Below are 18,992 nucleotides of genomic sequence, written 5' to 3'. Positions count from 1 at the left end.
GGCACGTGCTGAACGGACTGCGCGGTGCCATGACGCGCTTCTTCACGCCCATCGCCAGGGCGCTGCTGCGCGCCGGGGTCTCGCCGGACGCGGTGACCGTCGCCGGCACGCTCGTCGTGGTCGTCACCGCGCTCTGGGCCTTCCCCACCGGTCACCTGCTGCTGGGCACGCTGGTGATCGCGGTGTTCGTGCTCACCGACTCGCTCGACGGGGTGATGGCACGCCAGGCCGGGCGGTCCGGTCCGTGGGGCGCGTTCCTCGACTCGACCCTGGACCGGTTCGGCGACGGCGCGATCTTCGCGGGGCTCGTGCTCTGGTTCACCGCTGGCGGCGACGACCGCCTCTCCGCTGTGCTCGCGCTCGCCTGCCTGGTGCTCGGCTCGATCGTGCCCTACGCCCGCGCCCGCGCGGAGGGCCTCGGCATGACCGCGTCGGGCGGCATCGCCGAGCGCGCGGACCGGCTCGCGCTGGTGCTCGTCGCCACCTTCGCCGTCGGCGTCGGTGCGCCGACCGTCGTGCTCACGGTCGTGCTCGCCCTGCTCGCCCTGGCGTCGGCGGTCACGATCGTGCAGCGGATGAGCAAGGTCCACGCTCAGGCCATGCGGGTGACCGAGTGAAGGTGGACGTCGCGCGGGCTTACTCGGTCGCGTGGAAGGTGGCCGGCAGGCTGCCCGGCTCCGCGCTGCGGACGGCCGGCGACGCCGCGGCCGACATCGCGTGGCTCCGGCGCAGCGGCGGTGTGCGTCAGCTCGAGCGCAACCTGCAGCGCGTGCGCCCCGAGCTCGACGCGCGGGCGTTGCGACGGCTCAGCCGCGCCGGGATGCGCTCGTACATGCGGTACTTCTGTGAGGCGTTCGCCCTGGCCACGATGCCGCTGGACCGGGTCGACGCCCGCGTGCGGGCCGTCGGAACCGAGAACCTCCGCGTCCACACCGACCGGGACCAGGCGGTCGTGCTCGCGCTCGGGCACACCGGCAACTGGGACCTCGCCGGGGCCTGGGCGGCCCGCGCGGTCGCGCCGGTGACCACGGTGGCGGAGCGGCTCGAGCCCGAGGAGCTCTTCCAGGAGTTCGTCGCCTTCCGGAACAGCATCGGGATCACGATCTTCGCGCTGACCGGCGACGGCGACGTCTTTCGTGGGCTCGTGCGCGCCGCGCGCGCCGGCGCTGGGCTCCTGCCGCTCCTCGCCGACCGCGACCTCACCGCGAAGGGGGTCGAGGTCGACCTCTTCGGGCACCGTGCCCGCGTCGCCGCCGGTCCGGCCGCCCTCTCGATCTCGACCGGCGCCCCGCTGGTGACCACGGTCATCTACTACGAACGCCTGCGGGGTGCCCAGCGGCGTGCCGCCGGCTCGCCGTGGGGGATCGTGATCCAGTTCAACAAGGCCATCGAGATCCCGGCCGGCGTGCCGCGAGCCGACCAGGTGCGGGCGATGACGCAGGCCTGGGTCGACGAGTTCGCCGCAGGCGTCCGCCAGCGGCCGCAGGACTGGCACATGCTGCAGAAGGTGTTCGTCGAGGACCTGGACCCGGCGCGCTACGCCGCGACGATCGCGGGTGGGGGATGAGCCCGCGGCGCCTCGAGCGCACCCTGCGGGTCGGCATCGTCTGCCCGTACTCGTACGACGTCCCCGGCGGCGTGCAGTTCCACGTCCGCGACCTGGCCGAGGCGCTCATCGCCCGGGGGCATGAGGTGTCGGTCCTGGTCCCTGCCGACGACGACACGCCGATCCCGCCGTACATGACGGCCGCCGGTCGGGCGATCCCGGTCCGCTACAACGGGGCCGTGGCGCGCATGACGTTCGGGCCGGTGACCGCCAACCGGGTGCGCCGGTGGCTCGCCGCGGGGGAGTTCGACGTCCTGCACCTGCACGAGCCGGTCACGCCGAGCCTGGGAATGCTCGCGCTGTGGATCGCCGACGGGCCCATCGTCGCGACGTTCCACACGGCCCTCATCCGGTCGCGGCCCCTCCAGATGGCGTACCCGCTGGTGCGGCAGTCCCTGGAGAAGATCTCGGCCCGGATAGCCGTGTCCGAAGACGCCCGGCGCACGCTCGTCGAGCACATGGGCGGTGACGCGGTCGTGATCCCCAACGGCGTCTACGTCGACGACTTCGCGGCGGCGCAACCCGACCCGCGCTGGACCGGGACGCCTGAGCGGCCCACGATCGCCTTCCTCGGGCGGCTGGACGAGGCGCGCAAGGGCCTGCCCGTGCTGCTCGAGGCCGTGCCGCGCGTCCTGGCCGAGATCCCGGGCGCGCGATTCCTCGTGGCCGGCCGCGGGGACACGGGTCCCGACGAGGTCCGCGAGCTCCTGGGTGAGGACGCGGCCGCTGCCGTCGAGTTCCTCGGTGGGATCTCCGACGACGAGAAGGCCGGGCTGCTGGCGTCGGTCGACGTGTACTGCGGCCCGCAGACCGGGGGCGAGAGCTTCGGGATCGTGCTCGTCGAGGCGATGAGCGCGGGCGCGACGGTGGTCGCGAGCGACCTCGGGGCGTTCTCGCGCGTCCTCGACGACGGCGAGGCCGGCGTCCTGTTCCGCACCGGCGACAGCGCGGACCTCGCGCAGACGCTCGTGCGKGTGCTGAGGGACCCCGAGCTGCGCGCCCGGGTCTCGGCCCACGCCCTCGACGTCGTCCGCCAGTACGACTGGGCGACCGTCACGGACCAGGTGCTCGCGGTGTACGAGATGGTCGTGGCCGGGCGGCACGCGCCCGTCGGGGAGGACCCCTCCTCCGTGCGGGGTGCGCGCCTGCTCGAGCTGCGCCGCGGGCGGGGTGAGTCCCGATGAGGTGGTCCGAGATCACCGTCTACGCGACGATCGTCGTCGCGCTCGCGCTGTGGTGGGTGTGGGTCGCCGCTTCCCGGCTGGACCGGCTGCACCGCAAGGTCAACTCGTCCCGCGCGGTGCTCGACGCGCAGCTGGTCCGGCGGGCGACCGTCGCGGCCGAGCTGGCCACGTCCGGGCTGCTCGACCCCGTGAGCTCGGTGCTGGTGGGCGAGGCCGCGTGGGCGGCCCTGTCGACGAGCACGAACGAGCTGCCCGCCGACCTCCTGGCGCTGGTCGGTCCCGACGACGTGCCCCCCGGTGGCGCGGCGCTGCTGGCCGTGGACCGCGGGGGGATCGAGAGCGAGCTGTCGGCCACGCTGCGGGAAGCCCTCGACGACCCGGACGAGGTCGCCGCCCTGCGAGCCGACCCCGCCGGCGACGAGCTGGTCGACCTCCTCGCGTCGTCCTGGTACCGGGTGCAGCTGGCCCGCCGGTTCTTCAACGAGGCCGTCGTGCAGACCCGCCGCGCGCGTCGAGGGCCGCTCGTGCGGATGCTCCGTCTGGCGGGTCACGCACCCGAGCCGCAGAGCCTGGAGCTCGACGACGCCTGGCCCGAGAACCTGGGTCGGCCCGGTGCGCGCAGTGGTCCCGTGGAGACCCCTCCGCCCCGCTGAGACGCGCCCGGGAGCCCGTCGTCGACGGACTACGATTGCCCGATCAGGCCGCCGTCCTCCCACGTGGCGGCCGTACCCCGACCGCACCACGATCTGTGAGGCTCGACGTGACCAGCGAGAACAGCCAGCCCACCACCGCGACGCACGCCGGCGTCATCGGCACCGCCCGCGTGAAGCGGGGGATGGCCGAGATGCTCAAGGGCGGCGTCATCATGGACGTCGTCACCGCCGACCAGGCGAAGATCGCCGAGGACGCCGGAGCCGTCGCCGTGATGGCCCTCGAGCGGGTCCCCGCCGACATCCGCGCCCAGGGCGGCGTCGCGCGCATGAGCGACCCCGACCTCATCGACGGCATCATCGAGGCCGTCTCCATCCCCGTCATGGCCAAGGCCCGCATCGGCCACTTCGTCGAGGCGCAGGTGCTGCAGTCGCTGGGCGTCGACTACATCGACGAGTCCGAGGTGCTCACGCCGGCGGACTACGCGCACCACATCGACAAGTGGGGCTTCACGGTTCCCTTCGTCTGCGGCGCCACCAACCTGGGCGAGGCCCTGCGCCGCATCACCGAGGGCGCGGCCATGATCCGCTCCAAGGGTGAGGCCGGCACGGGCGACGTCTCGAACGCGACCACCCACATGCGCACGCTGCGCGACCAGATCCGCCGCCTGACCTCGCTGCCGGAGGACGAGCTGTTCGTCGCCGCCAAGGAGCTGCAGGCGCCGTACGACCTGGTCAAGGAGGTCGCCCAGCTGGGCAAGCTGCCCGTCGTGCTGTTCACCGCGGGCGGCATCGCCACCCCGGCCGACGCCGCGATGATGATGCAGCTCGGCGCCGAGGGCGTGTTCGTCGGCTCCGGCATCTTCAAGTCGGGCAACCCGGCCGAGCGCGCCGCCGCGATCGTCAAGGCGACCACGTTCTTCGACGACCCGGACGTCATCGCGAAGGTGTCGCGCGGCCTCGGCGAGGCCATGGTCGGCATCAACGTCGAGGACGTCCCGGAGCCCCACCGCCTGGCCGAGCGCGGCTGGTGACACAGGACGACGCAGTGGTGGAGGCCGCGGACGACCAGTCCGCGGCCTCCGCCGTCTCCCCCCGGTCGGGTGCCGACGGCGGGGGACCGGTGCACGGTCTGGGGCCCGAGTGGCGCCGCGGCGACGACGGGCTGCTGTTCCGCGAGGCCGCGCGGGTGATCCTGCTCGACGAGGACGATCGCGTGCTGCTGATCCGCGGGCACGACGTCGACCAGCCCGAGCGCAGCTGGTGGTTCACGGTGGGCGGCGGCATCGACGACGGCGAGGATGCCTCGTCGGCCGCGTTGCGCGAGGTGCGTGAAGAGACGGGCATCCAGCTCGACGCCGCACAGCTGGTGGGGCCGGTGTTCACGCGCTCGGCCATCTTCGACTTCTTCCTCGAGCACTGCCGGCAGGACGAGATCCTCTACCTGGCGCGCGTGCCCGCGGCGTCGTTCGAGGCCGTCGACCGCGCCGGCTGGACCGAGCTGGAGCACGACGTCATCGACGAGCTGCGGTGGTGGTCGCTGGACGACCTGGACCGGGTCGAGATCGAGGTGTTCCCCGAGTCGCTGGTCGAGCTCGTGCGCGGCCTGCTGCCCGCCTGGGACGGCGTGACGCGGCACCTGGGCCTCGCGCGCGAGTAGGTCAGGTGACGGCGTTCCGCGTCGCCCAGGCAGGGTCGAGGTGCTCCCCGCGGTCCAGCGCGGCCCGCAGCGCGCGCACGGCGGTGACGAGGTCCGCGTGGGTGAGGTACGGCGCGGCGACGCCCAGGCGGACGATGTCGGGCATGCGGAAGTCGCCGACGACGCCGCGCGCGGCCAGCGCCTGGACGATGCCGTACGCGTCGGGGTGCCGCAGGGCGACCTGGGAGCCGCGTCGGTCGTCGTCCTCGGGCGAGGCGAACTCGGCGTCCGGCAGCACGGCGGTGATCGCGTCGCGCAGGAACCGCGTGAGCGACGAGGACCGGGCGCGGACGGCCTCGATGGCGACGTCGTCGAACGCGTGCAGGGCGGCCTCCAGCGCGAGCAGTGACAGCAGCGGCGGGGTGCCGATCCGGGCCCGGGAGATGCCCAGGGCGCCCTCGTACTCGTCGGCCATCGCGAACGGCTGCGCGTGCCCGTGCCAGCCGGGCAGCACGTTGACGAACGCGTCCTGGTGTCGCGCCGCGACGTAGCCGAACGCCGGGGCGCCCGGGCCGCCGTTGAGGTACTTGTAGCCGCAGCCGACGGCCAGGTCGACCTCGTGCTCGTCGAGCCCGACCGGCACGGCTCCCGCGGAGTGGCAGAGGTCCCAGAGCACGAGCGCGCCGGCGTCGTGAGCCGCTGCCGTGATGCGGGGCAGGTCGAGCAGGTCGCCGGTCCGGTAGTCCACGTGGGACAGGACGACGACCGCGACGTCCGGGCCGAGCCGGCTGGGGATGTCGGCCGGCGCGGTGTGCTCGACGTGCCACCCGACCTGGTCCGCGACACCGGCGATGACGTACAGGTCGGTGGGGAACGAGCCGGGCTCTGTGAGCACGACGGAGCGACCCGGGCGCAGCGCGGCGGCGGCGTGCAGCGACTGGTGCAGGCGCACGCTCGTGGAGTCGCCGACCACGACCTGGCCGGGTGCGGCGCCGACCAGCCGCCCGATCGCGTCGCCCACCCGGACCGGCGCTTCCCACCAGCCTTGGGTGTTCCACGACGCGATGAGGTCGTGGCCCCACTGCTCCCGCACCGCCCGCTCGACCGCCTCCGGCACGCCCACCGGCAGCGCCCCGAGGGAGTTGCCGTCGAGGTAGACGACGCCGGGCGGGAGCAGGAAGCGGTCGCGCAGGTCTGTCGCCGCGTAGGTGGTGTCGAGGGCGGCGGCCTGGGCGTCGAGCTCGTCGAAGGTCACGGTCCGCGAGCCTACGACGCCCGCGCCGCGTCCGACCCTGCCGCGCTTGGTGCGCGTGTTGCCGATGTGGCGCCCCCCCGACCCCGTCCGCACCCCTGGCACCAAGGGCGGCAGGTTCCGACGCTCGGGCGGGGCGTGGGCCACGTTCGCACGGCGCCTAGACTCGCCCGTCGTGACCGTGACCGTCGGAGTCCTCGCCCTGCAGGGAGACGTGCGCGAGCACGTGCGCGCCCTCACGTCCGTGGGAGCGCAGGCCGTGCCGGTGCGTCGGCAGCGCGAGCTCGACGGCGTCGACGCCCTGGTGATCCCCGGTGGCGAGTCGACCACCATCGACAAGCTCCTGCGGGCGTTCGACCTGTTCGGGCCCCTTCAGGAGCGCCTGCGCGGCGGGATGCCCGCCTACGGCTCGTGCGCCGGGATGATCCTGCTGGCCGACCGCGTGATCGGCGGGATCGAGGGCCAGCAGACGCTCGGCGGCGTCGACGTCACCGTGCGGCGCAACGCGTTCGGCCGGCAGGTCGAGTCGTTCGAGACCGACCTGGCGATCGACGGCGTCGACGGCCCGGTGCATGCCGTGTTCATCCGGGCGCCGTGGGTCGAGGAGGTCGGACCGGCCGCCACGGTGCTGGCCCGGGTGGAGTCCGGCCCCGCCGCCGGTAGGATCGTCGCGGTGCGCCAGGGGCCGTTGCTCGTGACCTCCTTCCATCCGGAGGTCACCGGGGACACCCGGGTGCACCAACTGTTCGTAGAGATCGTCCGCGACACCCTCTGAGGGGTCGGCGTCGTAGCCGGCCGCAGGAGCACGCGGGAGACGAAGGGGTAGCGAAGCGATGTCGGGTCACTCCAAGTGGGCCACCACCAAGCACAAGAAGGCCGTGGTCGACGCCAAGCGGAGCAAGCTCTTCGCGAAGCTCATCAAGAACATCGAGGTCGCCGCGCGCACCGGCGGCGGTGACCTCGCGGGCAACCCGACGCTCTTCGACGCGGTCCAGAAGGCCAAGAAGAACTCGGTCCCGATCGACAACATCAACCGTGCGGTCAAGCGCGGGTCCGGCCAGGAGGCCGGCGGCGCCGACTACACGACGATCATGTACGAGGGCTACGGCTCGGGCGGGGTCGCCGTGCTGGTCGAGTGCCTCACCGACAACCGCAACCGCGCCGCGTCGGACGTGCGTGTCGCGTTCACGCGCAACGGTGGCCAGATGGCCGACCCGGGCTCGGTCTCCTACCTCTTCTCGCGCAAGGGCGTCGTCATCGTGCCCAAGGAGGGCACCGACGAGGACGCCGTCGTGGAGGCCGTGCTCGACGCCGGTGGCGAGGAGGTCAACGACCTCGGTGAGGCCTTCGAGGTGCTCTCCGAGGCGACGGACCTGGTGCCCGTGCGCACGGCTCTGCAGAACGCCGGCATCGAGTACGACTCCGCGGACGTCGTGTTCTGGCCCGCCACGCAGATCGAGGTCGACGCCGAGGGCGCGCGCAAGATCCTGCGCCTCATCGACGCCCTCGAGGACTCCGACGACGTGCAGAACGTCTACGCGAACTTCGACGCCTCCGACGAGGTCATGGCGGAGCTCGAGGAGGACTAAGCCGTAGCGAGGCGCAGGCCCGGTCCGACCGCGAAACGAGATGACTGAGCATTCGATCGGAGGGGCCGGCCGCACTGCGGTCGGGCCCCTCCGTCGTCCCGGGCGTGGCCTCCCGGGTTGACCCCCGGTCGGCTGCGACCATGACGGCGTGCGCGTCCTCGGAGTCGACCCCGGCCTGACCAGGTGCGGCCTCGGCGTCGTCGACGGGCTGCCGTCCCGCGGCCTGGCCATGGTCGCCGTCGGCGTGGCGACGTCCGACGCGCTGTGGGACGTGGACCAGCGCCTGCTCTCGATCGAGCGCCAGATCGAGGAGTGGCTCGAGGAGCACGCGCCCGACGCCGTCGCCGTGGAGCGCGTGTTCGCGCAGCACAACCTGCGCACGGTGATGGGCACGGCGCAGGTGGCCGGCATCGCGATGGTCGCCGCCGCGCGGCGCCGGATCCCCGTCGCGCTGCACACGCCCAGCGAGGTCAAGGCCGCCGTCACCGGCAATGGGCGGGCCGACAAGGCCCAGGTGCAGACGATGGTGCAGCGGCTCCTGCGGCTCGACGACCTGCCCCGGCCTGCCGACGCCGCCGACGCGCTCGCCCTGGCCGTGTGCCACCTCTGGCGACCCGCCGGCGCGCTCGGCACGCCCCAGCGCGCGCCCGGCTCGCTCACCGCCGCGCAGCGCGCGTGGGCCACCGCTGAGCAGGCGGCGCGTCGTCGCGGCTGACCGCGTGTCTTCGTACACCTGTTCGCTTTCGTGTGCCAGAGTGTCCGTCAGCTCTAGTTCTCGACGCAAGGAGGGTGACCGGTGATCGCGTCGGTCCACGGCACGGTGCAGGCGGTCCGGCTCGATGCGGCGGTGGTCGAGGTCGGGGGAGTGGGCCTGCTCGTGCACGCGACTCCCGCGACGCTCGCGGGCCTGCGCGTCGGGTCGACCGCGCAGCTGGCGACGTCGCTGCTCGTCCGCGAGGACGCGCTGACCCTGTTCGGGTTCGCCGACACCGACGAGCGCGAGATCTTCGAGATCGTGCAGACCGTGAGCGGGGTCGGGCCTCGGCTGGCGCTGGCCATGCTGGCCGTGCACACCCCCGACGGGCTGCGCCGCGCGGTGGTCGACGAGGACGTCAAGGCGCTCCAGCGCGTGCCCGGCATCGGGCTCAAGGGCGCGCAGCGCATCGTCCTCGAGCTGAAGGACCGGATCGGCGCCCCCTCCACCGTGTCGACGCCCGCCGCCGCCGTGTTCGGCGGCGACCGTCGCGACCAGGTGGTGGAGGCGCTCGTCGGCCTCGGCTGGAACGCCCGGGCGGCGGGCGACGCCGTGTCGACTGTGCTCGAGGGCACCGAGGGGCCGGTGGCCGCCGACGAGGTCGCGGGCGTCCTGCGGGCGGCGTTGCGGACGCTCGGTGGTGGACGTGGCTGACGAGCGTGAGGAGCTGGTGACCGAGCGGTTCGCCGCGGAGTCGCTGGTCCGGTCCGGTGCCGACGACCTCGAACGAGCGGCCGAGGCCGCGCTGCGACMCCGCAAGCTCGACGAGTTCGTCGGGCAGCGCGTCGTGCGCGACCAGCTCTCGCTCGTGCTCGACGCCGCGCGCGGACGCGGCCGCGCACCCGACCACGTGCTGCTCTCGGGCCCGCCCGGGCTGGGCAAGACGACGCTCGCCATGATCATCGCGGCCGAGATGGGGGCGTCGCTGCGGGTCACCAGCGGACCGGCCATCCAGCACGCGGGCGACCTCGCGGCCGTCCTGTCCTCGCTGGAGGACGGCGAGGTGCTGTTCCTGGACGAGATCCACCGGATCGCGCGGCCCGCCGAGGAGCTCCTCTACATGGCGATGGAGGACTTCCGGGTCGACGTGATCGTCGGCAAGGGAGCGGGGGCCAGCGCGATCCCGCTGACCCTGCCGCCGTTCACCGTGGTGGGCGCCACCACCCGCGCGGGTCTGCTGCCCGCACCGCTGCGCGACCGGTTCGGGTTCACGGCGCACCTCGACTTCTACTCCGCCGACGAGCTCGAGCAGGTGCTCGTCCGCTCCGCCGGGCTGCTCGGCGTGCCGCTCGACCACACCGCCGCCGCGGAGATCGCGTCCCGCTCGCGGGGCACGCCGCGCATCGCGAACCGGCTGCTCCGGCGCGTGCGCGACTGGGCCGAGGTGCGCGGTGACGGCACCCTCAGCCTGACGGCGGCGCGCGCGGCGCTCGAGGTGTACGAGGTCGACCAGCTGGGCCTCGACCGGTTGGACCGTGCGGTCCTCACCGCGCTGTGCACCCGGTTCGGGGGCGGGCCGGTGGGCCTCACCACGCTCGCCGTCGCCGTCGCCGAGGAGGCGGAGACCGTGGAGACCGTGGCGGAGCCGTTCCTGGTGCGGGAGGGTCTGATCGGGCGGACGGCACGCGGTCGGGTGGCGCTCCCGGCGGCCTGGGCGCACCTCGGTCTCGAGATGCCTCACGGATCGGGCACACTGTTCGGCTGAGCCGGTCCTCACTGCGCAGATCTCGGAACCCTCATCGGGCTCCGTGCGTTGGAGCGGCGAGCTGCTGCGCCTAGACTGCGGCGGACACACCACCCCGATCGGAGCCTTTCAGCCGTGGATCCTTCCTTCCTCGTCATCCTCGCCGTCGCCCTCGGCGCCCTGTGGCTCATGTCGAACCGCACGCGCAAGCAGCAGCGCTCGGCTTCGGAGTTCCGCAACAACCTCGCCGCCGGTGACGAGGTCATGACGGCGTCGGGTCTGCTGGGCACCGTCGTGGCGGTCGAGGACGACGTCATCACGCTGGAGTCGGGGCCGGGCACCCAGACGCGCTGGATCCGCGCCGCGATCGCCAAGAAGATCGACCCCGTCATCGACGACGTCGAGGAGATCGACGACGTCGACGACGACACCGACGTCGACGACCAGGTGGACGACGTTGCCGTGCCCGGTGCCGACCGCATCAGCCGCGCGGACGACGACGTGATCGACGTCCCGGACGACCTGTCCTCGCTGCCGCCCGCCCGCAAGGACGGGGACCCGGACACCAAGTAGACCGTTTGGTCCGGGTGACGACGCCCGGACCTTGACCCCACCGGCTGCCTTCGCGGTTCGGTGCGCGCACGAGAGAAGAACTCCGTTGGCTCCTCCTACACGCCGCCAGAGGCCTGTCCGCACGCTCGTCGTGCTCGGCGTCATCATCCTTGCGCTCTTCGGCGCGATCGCCGCAGGCGTCAAGTGGTCCACCGCGTCGTGGACCCCGAACCTCGCGCTCGACCTCGAGGGTGGCACGCAGATCATCCTCACCCCGGTTGCGGAGAACGGGGAGAAGATCACCTCGGAGACGACCGCGCAGGCGATCGACGTCATCCGTCAGCGCGTCGACTCGTCGGGCGTGGCCGAGGCCGAGATCACCAGCCAGAGCGGCGGCAACATCGTCGTCGCGCTGCCGGGCCACCCGAGCGAAGAGACGCTCAAGCTCGTCCGGACGTCGGCCGTCATGTCGTTCCGGCCGGTGCTCGCCATCGGGAACCCGACGCCCACCGACACGTCGACCGCGACGCCGACGCCGACCGCCTCGGCGGCAGGTACCGACGGGGCGGCGGCGGAGCCCACGCCGACGCCGAGCGCGTCGGCCGAGGCGCCGTCGGATGTGCCCACCAAGGCAGCGCCCGACAGCCCGAGCGATGCGGCGTACTACATCACCCCGGCGGTCCAGGCGGAGTTCGACGCCCTCGACTGCACCGACCCCGACAACCTGACCGGCGGGGTCAACGGGGACCCGGACAAGGCCTTCGTCACGTGCAGCCAGGACGGCAGCGCGAAGTACATCCTTGGTCCGATCGAGATCGCCGGCGCGCGGATCTCCACGGCGAGCTCGGGCCTGAACCAGCTGCCCAGCGGCGGTCAGGGCAACGAGTGGGTCGTCAACATCGTGTTCGACAACGAGGGAACGACGCAGTTCACCGACGTCACCACCCGCCTGCAGGGCCTGGCCTCGACGCCGCCCCAGAACCAGTTCGCGATGGTCCTGGACGGCCTCGTCATCTCGGCCCCCAGCCTCGCCTCCGGCGTCATCATCGCCGACGGCAAGGCCGAGATCTCCGGCACGTTCACGCGTGAGAGCGCGGCGAGCCTGGCCAACCAGCTGAACTTCGGTTCGCTGCCGCTGACGTTCGAGGTGCAGAGCGAGGAGCAGATCTCCGCGACGCTCGGGTCCGAGCAGCTGCAGAAGGGCCTCATCGCCGGTCTCATCGGCCTGGCGCTCGTCGTCCTCTACTCGATGCTCCAGTACCGCGCGCTGGGCCTGGTCACGGTCTCGTCGCTCGTGGTCGCGGGCATCCTCGTCTACGGCGTGATCACGCTGCTCTCCTGGACGCAGGGCTTCCGGCTCTCGCTGCCCGGTGTCGCGGGACTCATCGTGGCGATCGGTATCACCGCGGACTCGTTCATCGTGTACTTCGAGCGCATCCGTGACGAGCTGCGCGAGGGCCGCACGCTGGTCGCGGCCGTCGACCGAGGCTGGGAGCGTGCGCGACGCACCATCCTGGCGTCCGACGCCGTGAACTTCCTCGCGGCGATCGTGCTCTACCTGCTCGCCGTCGGTGGGGTGCGCGGTTTCGCGTTCACCCTCGGGCTCACCACGCTCATCGACGTGCTGGTGGTCTTTATGTTCACGCACCCGGTGATGCAGCTGCTCGCGCGCACCAAGTTCTTCGGTCAGGGTCACCGGCTGTCCGGCCTCGACCCGCGGCGCCTCGGTGTCGAGGGCTCGCGCTACGTCGGCCGCGGCCGCGTCGTCACGGGTCCCCGGACCTCCGAGGATGCAGCGGTCACGGATGCGGGCGTCGAGGACGCACCGGTCGACGCCGAGCCCACGCCTCGCGTGCCGGTCGCCGTCGGCKGCGGCGCGGGCGGGCAGACGATCGCCGAGCGGCGTGCCGCGGCGAAGGCGGCGGAGCAGAAGGCCGCCGCGGTCGACGCTCCCGCCGACGCACCGGCCACCGAGTCCGAGCCCGAGTCCGGGCGCACCGAGGGGAACGAGCACTGATGGCCGCCGGATTCGCCCAGTGGGGCAACGACCTGTACACGGGCCGGCGGTCGTACGACATCGTCGGTCGGCGCAAGATCTGGTTCACGATCTCGACCATCCTCGTGATCCTGTCGGCGATCTTCCTCGTGAAGCCCGGCCTCAACCCCGGCATCGAGTTCCGGGGCGGGTCCGAGTTCGTCGTGTCCGGCGTCGCCGACGACAGCCAGCAGCTCGCGATCGACACCGTCCTGGTGATCGCGCCGGACGAGCAGCCGAAGGTCACCACGATCGGCGCCGACGGGCTGCGTATCCAGACCTCGACGCTGACCAACGACCAGGTCGAGAAGGTCAAGGCGTCGCTCGCGACGGCCTTCGACGTGCCGGAGGGCACCAACGTCACCAGCTCGTTCATCGGGCCGTCGTGGGGCAAGGACATCTCGCAGAAGGCCATCACCGGCATCTTGGTGTTCCTCGTCTTCGTGACGATCGTGATGACGATCTACTTCCGCAACTGGCGGATGGCCGTGGCCGCGCTGATCGCGCTCTTCCACGACCTCATCATCACGGTGGGCGTGTACGCGGCGGTGGGCTGGGAGGTCACGCCGGCGACGGTCATCGGCTTCCTGACGATCCTCGGGTACTCGATCTACGACACCGTCGTGGTGTTCGACAAGGTGCGCGAGAACACCGCCGACACGCTGGACCAGTCGCGGTTCACGTACGCCGAGAAGGCCAACCTGGCGATCAACCAGACGCTCGTGCGGTCGATCAACACCTCGGTGGTCGCGCTGCTGCCCGTGAGCGCCATCCTGTTCGTCGGCACGTTCGTCCTCGGGCCGGGGACGCTGCGCGACATCGCGCTGGCGCTCTTCGTCGGCATGCTGATCGGCACGTTCTCATCGATCTTCCTCGCGACGCCGTTCGAGGTCGTGCTGCGCAACCGCGAGCCCGCGCTCCGCGACCACACGCGCAAGGTCCTGGCTGCGCGGGCCGCACGCGTGGCCGGTGGCGAGGCGGAGCCCCAGGACGCCGGACCCGTGCACGTGACGGTGGGCGCCCTCAAGCCGGGCTCGCACCAGGGCGTCGCCGCGCAGCCCAAGCGCAAGCGATGACCGATCCTCTCGGCGCGGCGGGGACTCCCACGGGGGTCCCCGCCGCGCGTGCGGACGTGCTCCGCCGCATCGACCAGCTGGTGCGCCTGGTGCCCGACTACCCGCAGCCCGGGGTGCTCTTCCGCGACATCACGCCGCTGCTCGCCGACGCCGCGGCCTTCGCCGACGTGATCTCTGAGATCGCCGGCCGCGTCGACGGACCCGTCGACCTCGTGGCCGGCATGGAGGCCCGGGGGTTCCTGCTCGCGGCTCCCGTGGCGGTCGCGCTCGGCGCGGGGGTTCTTCCCGTGCGCAAGGCGGGCAAGCTCCCCGGCCCGACGGCGGCGCAGTCGTACGAGCTCGAGTACGGGACGGCGACGATCGAGATCCACCCGGACACCGTCCCCGCGGGCGCCCGCGTGCTCGTGATCGACGACGTGCTGGCCACCGGCGGCACGGCGGCGGCCACGGTCGCACTGCTCCAGCGCTGCGGTGCCGAGGTCGTCGGGCTGTCCTTCCTCGTCGAGCTCGAGGCGCTCCGAGGCCGGGACCAGCTGGCGGGCCACGCGATCGACGTCCTCGTCGCGGTGCCCTGACCAGGGTCGCTGCGACGGCGCTGTGACCGTCCCACTGCCCGCGCGGTCGTAGACTGTCGCCTCGACCGAGGGAGGGGGTGTGATGAGCGAGGACGTCCGCACGCCCGAGACCGGTGTCCCGGCGACGCAGAGCGACTCACCGTCGAGCCGCATGCGTTCGCGCCTGGGCAGGTTCGGCGCGCGCAGCGGGGCCGCGTTCCCGGCGATCGAGCCGGTGCTCCAGGCCGCGCGCACCAACCACCCCAAGGCCGACCTGGCCGTGGTCGAGCAGGCGTACGTGGTCGCCGAGAAGGCGCACCGCGGCCAGCTGCGCAAGAGCGGCGACCCGTACATCACGCACCCGGTCGCGGTCGCGACGATCCTCGCCGAGCTGGGCATGACGCCGTCCACCCTGGCGGCGGCCCTCCTGCACGACACGGTCGAGGACACCGACTACTCCCTCGACCAGCTGCGCCGTGAGTTCGGCCCCGAGATCGCGATGCTCGTCGACGGCGTCACCAAGCTGGACAAGGTCACCTACGGCGACGCGGCCCAGGCCGAGACCGTGCGCAAGATGGTCGTCGCCATGTCCCGCGACATCCGCGTCCTGGTGATCAAGCTGGCGGACCGGCTGCACAACGCCCGGACCTGGAAGTTCGTCGCCGCGGCGTCGGCCGAGAAGAAGGCCCGCGAGACGCTCGAGATCTACGCGCCGCTGGCCCACCGGCTCGGCATGAACACGATCAAGTGGGAGCTCGAGGACCTCTCGTTCGCGACGCTCTACCCCAAGGTCTACGACGAGATCGTGCACCTGGTGGCCGAGCGCGCGCCGGCGCGCGAGGAGTACCTGGCGACCGTGCGCGAGCAGGTCGGCACCGACCTCGGCAAGGCCAAGATCCGGGCGACCGTGACCGGCCGGCCGAAGCACTACTACTCGATCTACCAGAAGATGATCGTGCGCGGCCGCGACTTCGCGGACATCTACGACCTCGTCGGGGTGCGCGTCCTGGTCGACTCGGTGCGGGACTGCTACGCGGCGCTGGGTGCGCTGCACGCGCGGTGGAACCCGGTGCCGGGCCGGTTCAAGGACTACATCGCGATGCCCAAGTTCAACCTCTACCAGTCGCTGCACACCACCGTGATCGGCCCTGGCGGCAAGCCCGTCGAGATTCAGATCCGCACGCACGACATGCACCGACGGGCGGAATACGGCGTCGCCGCGCACTGGAAGTACAAGGAGAGCGCGAAGAACGGCAACTCGGCCGACCCGGACACCGCCGGCAACGACATGCAGTGGCTCCGGCAGCTGGTCGACTGGCAGAAGGAGACGGCCGACCCGAGCGAGTTCCTGGACTCGCTGCGGTTCGAGATCGCTGGCTCCGAGGTCTACGTTTTCACGCCGAAGGGCGACGTGATCGGGCTGCCGTCGGGGTCGACCCCGGTCGACTTCGCGTACGCGGTGCACACCGAGGTCGGGCACCGGACCATGGGCGCCCGCGTCAACGGGCGGCTCGTGCCGCTCGACTCGTCGCTGGAGAACGGCGACGTGGTCGACGTCTTCACGTCCAAGTCCGAGACGGCCGGCCCGTCCCGCGACTGGCTCGGCTTCGTCAAGAGCCCGCGCGCCCGGAACAAGATCCGCCAGTGGTTCTCCAAGGAGCGCCGCGAAGAGGCGATCGAGCACGGCAAGGACTCCATCGCCAAGGCGATGCGCAAGCAGAACCTGCCGATCCAGCGCCTGCTGTCCCACGAGTCGCTGGTGGCCCTGGCCAACGAGATGCGGTACGCCGACGTCTCCGCGCTGTACGCCGCGATCGGCGAGGGCCAGGTCTCCGCGGCGACGGTCGTGCAGCGGCTCGTGCAGTCGATGGGCGGCGAGCCGGCGGCCGAGGAGGACCTCGCCGAGGTCGCGCGCCCCGGTCAAACCCACCGCCGCGTGCGCACGGGCGACCCGGGCGTCGTGGTCAAGGGCGTCGACGACATCTGGGTGAAGCTGGCGAAGTGCTGCACCCCGGTGCCGGGCGACGACATCGTGGGCTTCGTGACCCGCGGCGCCGGCGTGAGCGTGCACCGCAGCGACTGCATCAACGTGCAGAGCCTGCGCTCGGAGCCCGAGCGCATGGTGGACGTCTCCTGGAGCCACAACAGCACCTCGCTGTTCCTCGTCCAGATCCAGGTCGAGGCGCTGGACCGCAGCCGCTTGCTGTCCGATGTCACGCGCGTGCTGTCCGACTCGCACGTCAACATCCTCTCGGCGTCGGTCTCCACGTCCCGGGACCGCGTCGCGTTGTCGCGGTTCGTGTTCGAGATGGCCGAGCCGAACCACCTCGCGTCCGTGCTCGCGGCCGTCCGCAAGGTGGAGGGCGTGTTCGACGTCTACCGGATCACGGGCTCCAAGGCCGCCGAGGAACCGGCTATCCGCGCCTGAGCTCCAGCGATCGCAGGGTCGTGTCGGCCTGACGGATCCCGCGGTACCCCCGCAGGCTCGCGAGGTCCTCGCGCGCCCGCTCGGGGTCCAGCCCGACGCCCTGCAGCGCGCGGAGCAACGGCAGCGCGTCGTCGGCCGGGAGCATCCGGGCGATGTCGATCCCGGTGCGCTGGACCGACGTCGCCCGCAGCCCGCCGACCCGCACCACGTCGAGCGGCGCGAGCACGGCCTCGGCGGCGATCCTTGCCGGGTGCGGGTCTGTCCGGCGGCCGCCGGCGCGGACGATCACCTCGACGCGGTCCGGCGGGAAGCACCCGGTGTGCACCCACGTGGCGGTCCGGCGGCCGAGCACGCCGCGCGCCGGTACCAGGGGAGCCACCGCGAGGGCACGCAGCTCCGGGGTGTCGACGAGGTCGGCCGCGATGGCGACCTCGCCCCAGACGATGCGCACCACCCCGTCGCGCAGCAGGCCGAACCACGCGGCCGCGCCGACGTCGTCTCGGCTCACGGTCCGGGGGAGGACCGGCGTGGTGGCGCGATAGGCGTCCAGACCGGTGCTCATCCGGTCAGCATGGACGGCGCTGCGGTGCGCGGGGACGGCGTCGCGCCGATCTGTGGACGACGCAGGCCCCCGCCCCGAAGGGCGAGGGCCTGCACGAGCCGGGCGGAGCCGGTCAGCCGCGGGCGTCCTGCGCGGCGCGCTGCACCTGCTCGAGCCACGCGCGGCGCGCGTCGAGCGCGGCCTGGGCGTCGGCGATCCGGCGCGTGTCGCCCGCCGCCTTGGCGCGGTCGAGGTCGGCCTCGAGCCCCGCGATCGCCTGCTCGAGCTGGGCGGCGGCACCCTCGGCGCGCGCACGCGTCTCKGGGTTGCTGCGACGCCACTGGGCCTGGTCGGTGTCCCGCACGGCGGTCTCCACCGCCCGCAGGCGTCCCTCGACGCGCTGGACGTCGCCGCGAGGCACCTTGCCGGCCGCCTCCCAGCGGTCCTGGATCTTGTGCAGCGCCGCCTTGGCCGCTGCCAGGTCCGTGACCGGGACGAGCGCCTCGGCCTCGACCAGCAGGGCCTCCTTGACCTCGAGGTTCGCCCGGAACTCCTCGTCCGTCTGCGCCGACTGCGCGTCGCGGGCCGCGAAGAACGCGTCCTGCGCGGCGCGGAACCGCGCCCACAGGGCGTCGTCGTCGGCCCGGCTGGCGCGTCCGGCGGCCTTCCACTGCGCCATGAGGTCGCGGAAGACCCCTGCGGTGGCGCCCCAGTCCGTGCTGGACTGCAGGCGCTCCGCCTCCGCGACGAGGCTCTCCTTGACGCTCTTCGCCGAGGCGTTGCGCGTCTCGAGCTCGGCGAAGAAGTGGCGACGCTCGCGGTCGAACGTGGTGCGGGCGTGGCTGAACCGCTTCCAGAGCGACTCCTCCGTGGGTCGGTCGAGGCGCGGACCCGAGCGCTGCGCCTCCTTCCACTGGTCCAGCAGGGTGCGCAGCTGCTCGCCGGCGGGGCGCCATTGGATGCGGGACGGGTCCGTCGCCGCGATCTTCTCGGCCTGCTCGACGATCTGGGTCCGCGCCGCGACCGCCGCCTCGCGGGCCGCCGCACGCTCGACCTCGGCGGCGGCGCGGCGCTCGGCCGCGGTCGCCTGCAGCGCCTCGAGGCGAGCGCGGAGCCCGTCGAGGTCGCCGACCGCCGCCGGTTCGGCGACCTCCTCGGTGAGCCGCGCGAGCGTCTGGTCAATCTCCTTGACGGAGAGGTCGGTGGCGCCCAGCCGGGCCTCGAAGAGCGTGACCTTCGCCTGCAGGTCGAGGAAGCGTCGCACGTAGAGCGCGAGCGCCTCCTCCTGCGTCGCGCCGGGGTACTGGCCGACCACGCGCTCGCCTGCGGCCTCACGGACCGAGACGTTACCCTCGTCGTCGACGCTCCCGAAGGTGGCGGCGTGGGCCGCCTCGGCGGCGTCCTGCGGCGGTGCGACGGGTGCGGCCGGCGTGGCGGCCACCGTGGCG

19 protein-coding genes are annotated in these 18,992 nt (G+C 72.7%); 16 read left to right on the top strand and 3 right to left on the bottom strand.

The genetic code is table 11. The annotated features are described in order from the left end of the window. The first annotated feature begins 5 nt into the window (after nucleotides 1-5). The 6 genes from pgsA to AC1DYZ_RS19035 all read left to right on the top strand — a co-directional run bounded on the left by pgsA (nucleotide 6) and on the right by AC1DYZ_RS19035 (nucleotide 5,100). On the top strand, nucleotides 6-617 hold the full coding sequence (pgsA, locus tag AC1DYZ_RS19060; RefSeq protein WP_477066681.1) for a phosphatidylinositol phosphate synthase: 612 nt from the start codon (nucleotides 6-8) through the stop codon (nucleotides 615-617). Beyond that, nucleotides 614-1,567: a phosphatidylinositol mannoside acyltransferase gene (locus tag AC1DYZ_RS19055; protein WP_477066680.1), complete on the top strand. Its 954-nt coding sequence runs from the start codon at nucleotides 614-616 to the stop codon at nucleotides 1,565-1,567. The genes pgsA and AC1DYZ_RS19055 overlap by 4 nt, the downstream gene beginning before the upstream one ends. Continuing rightward, on the top strand, nucleotides 1,564-2,790 hold the full coding sequence (locus tag AC1DYZ_RS19050) for a glycosyltransferase family 4 protein (protein WP_477066679.1): 1,227 nt from the start codon (nucleotides 1,564-1,566) through the stop codon (nucleotides 2,788-2,790). Before AC1DYZ_RS19055 ends, AC1DYZ_RS19050 begins: the two co-directional genes overlap by 4 nt. Then, the gene (locus AC1DYZ_RS19045; RefSeq protein WP_477066678.1) at nucleotides 2,787-3,443 is read left to right on the top strand and encodes a hypothetical protein; all 657 of its coding nucleotides are present in this window, start codon (nucleotides 2,787-2,789) and stop codon (nucleotides 3,441-3,443) included. Before AC1DYZ_RS19050 ends, AC1DYZ_RS19045 begins: the two co-directional genes overlap by 4 nt. Nucleotides 3,444-3,550: 107 nt before the next feature. Then, a complete protein-coding gene (gene pdxS / locus AC1DYZ_RS19040) occupies nucleotides 3,551-4,474 on the top strand; it encodes a pyridoxal 5'-phosphate synthase lyase subunit PdxS (protein WP_370503673.1) in 924 nt (307 codons plus the stop codon). Continuing rightward, nucleotides 4,471-5,100, top strand: coding sequence for an NUDIX hydrolase (locus AC1DYZ_RS19035; protein ID WP_477066677.1), 630 nt, complete (start codon nucleotides 4,471-4,473; stop codon nucleotides 5,098-5,100). Before pdxS ends, AC1DYZ_RS19035 begins: the two co-directional genes overlap by 4 nt. A 1-nt stretch (nucleotide 5,101) precedes the next feature. Here AC1DYZ_RS19035 and kynU read toward each other — a convergent pair whose 3' ends face one another. Further along, nucleotides 5,102-6,334 carry a kynureninase gene (gene kynU, locus AC1DYZ_RS19030; RefSeq protein ID WP_477066676.1) on the bottom strand — a complete coding sequence of 411 codons (1,233 nt, stop codon included), beginning with the start codon at nucleotides 6,332-6,334 and terminating at the stop codon, nucleotides 5,102-5,104. Nucleotides 6,335-6,506: 172 nt separating this feature from the next. Between kynU and pdxT the strand changes: the two genes are divergently transcribed. The 10 genes from pdxT to AC1DYZ_RS18980 all read left to right on the top strand — a co-directional run bounded on the left by pdxT (nucleotide 6,507) and on the right by AC1DYZ_RS18980 (nucleotide 17,003). Next, nucleotides 6,507-7,106, top strand: a complete 600-nt coding sequence (pdxT, locus tag AC1DYZ_RS19025) for a pyridoxal 5'-phosphate synthase glutaminase subunit PdxT (protein WP_477066675.1) — start codon at nucleotides 6,507-6,509, stop codon at nucleotides 7,104-7,106. A gap of 58 nt (nucleotides 7,107-7,164) precedes the next feature. Next, entirely contained in the window at nucleotides 7,165-7,920 is a 756-nt protein-coding gene (locus AC1DYZ_RS19020) for a YebC/PmpR family DNA-binding transcriptional regulator (protein WP_456825740.1), read from the top strand. 148 nt (nucleotides 7,921-8,068) lie between these two features. Further along, the gene (ruvC, locus tag AC1DYZ_RS19015) at nucleotides 8,069-8,635 is read left to right on the top strand and encodes a crossover junction endodeoxyribonuclease RuvC (protein WP_477066674.1); all 567 of its coding nucleotides are present in this window, start codon (nucleotides 8,069-8,071) and stop codon (nucleotides 8,633-8,635) included. Between the two features lie 81 nt (nucleotides 8,636-8,716). Next, the gene (ruvA, locus tag AC1DYZ_RS19010) at nucleotides 8,717-9,328 is read left to right on the top strand and encodes a Holliday junction branch migration protein RuvA (RefSeq protein ID WP_477066673.1); all 612 of its coding nucleotides are present in this window, start codon (nucleotides 8,717-8,719) and stop codon (nucleotides 9,326-9,328) included. Then, nucleotides 9,321-10,379, top strand: coding sequence for a Holliday junction branch migration DNA helicase RuvB (gene ruvB, locus AC1DYZ_RS19005; RefSeq protein ID WP_477066672.1), 1,059 nt, complete (start codon nucleotides 9,321-9,323; stop codon nucleotides 10,377-10,379). Before ruvA ends, ruvB begins: the two co-directional genes overlap by 8 nt. A 114-nt stretch (nucleotides 10,380-10,493) precedes the next feature. Then, nucleotides 10,494-10,931 (top strand): preprotein translocase subunit YajC, encoded by a 438-nt coding sequence (yajC, locus tag AC1DYZ_RS19000; protein ID WP_477066671.1) that lies wholly within the window; start codon nucleotides 10,494-10,496, stop codon nucleotides 10,929-10,931. 85 nt (nucleotides 10,932-11,016) lie between these two features. Next, entirely contained in the window at nucleotides 11,017-12,927 is a 1,911-nt protein-coding gene (gene secD / locus AC1DYZ_RS18995; protein ID WP_477066670.1) for a protein translocase subunit SecD, read from the top strand. Then, the gene (gene secF, locus AC1DYZ_RS18990) at nucleotides 12,927-14,021 is read left to right on the top strand and encodes a protein translocase subunit SecF (RefSeq protein WP_477066669.1); all 1,095 of its coding nucleotides are present in this window, start codon (nucleotides 12,927-12,929) and stop codon (nucleotides 14,019-14,021) included. The genes secD and secF overlap by 1 nt, the downstream gene beginning before the upstream one ends. Continuing rightward, nucleotides 14,018-14,596, top strand: a complete 579-nt coding sequence (locus tag AC1DYZ_RS18985; protein WP_477066668.1) for an adenine phosphoribosyltransferase — start codon at nucleotides 14,018-14,020, stop codon at nucleotides 14,594-14,596. Before secF ends, AC1DYZ_RS18985 begins: the two co-directional genes overlap by 4 nt. Before the next feature lie 82 nt (nucleotides 14,597-14,678). Beyond that, nucleotides 14,679-17,003: a RelA/SpoT family protein gene (locus AC1DYZ_RS18980; RefSeq protein WP_477066667.1), complete on the top strand. Its 2,325-nt coding sequence runs from the start codon at nucleotides 14,679-14,681 to the stop codon at nucleotides 17,001-17,003. Here the strand turns inward: AC1DYZ_RS18980 and AC1DYZ_RS18975 are convergent. Together AC1DYZ_RS18975 and AC1DYZ_RS18970 are read right to left on the bottom strand one after the other, a co-directional pair. Further along, on the bottom strand, nucleotides 16,990-17,565 hold the full coding sequence (locus AC1DYZ_RS18975; protein ID WP_477066666.1) for a hypothetical protein: 576 nt from the start codon (nucleotides 17,563-17,565) through the stop codon (nucleotides 16,990-16,992). The two genes, AC1DYZ_RS18980 and AC1DYZ_RS18975, sit on opposite strands and share 14 nt — an antisense overlap. 112 nt (nucleotides 17,566-17,677) lie before the next feature. Next, nucleotides 17,678-18,992 (bottom strand): DUF349 domain-containing protein (locus AC1DYZ_RS18970; protein ID WP_477066665.1); only part of this gene is annotated, 1,315 nt, incomplete at its 5' end.

The organism is Cellulomonas sp. P1_C4 (assembly GCF_056406355.1).
This window is presented reverse-complemented; position numbering and strand designations above follow the sequence as displayed.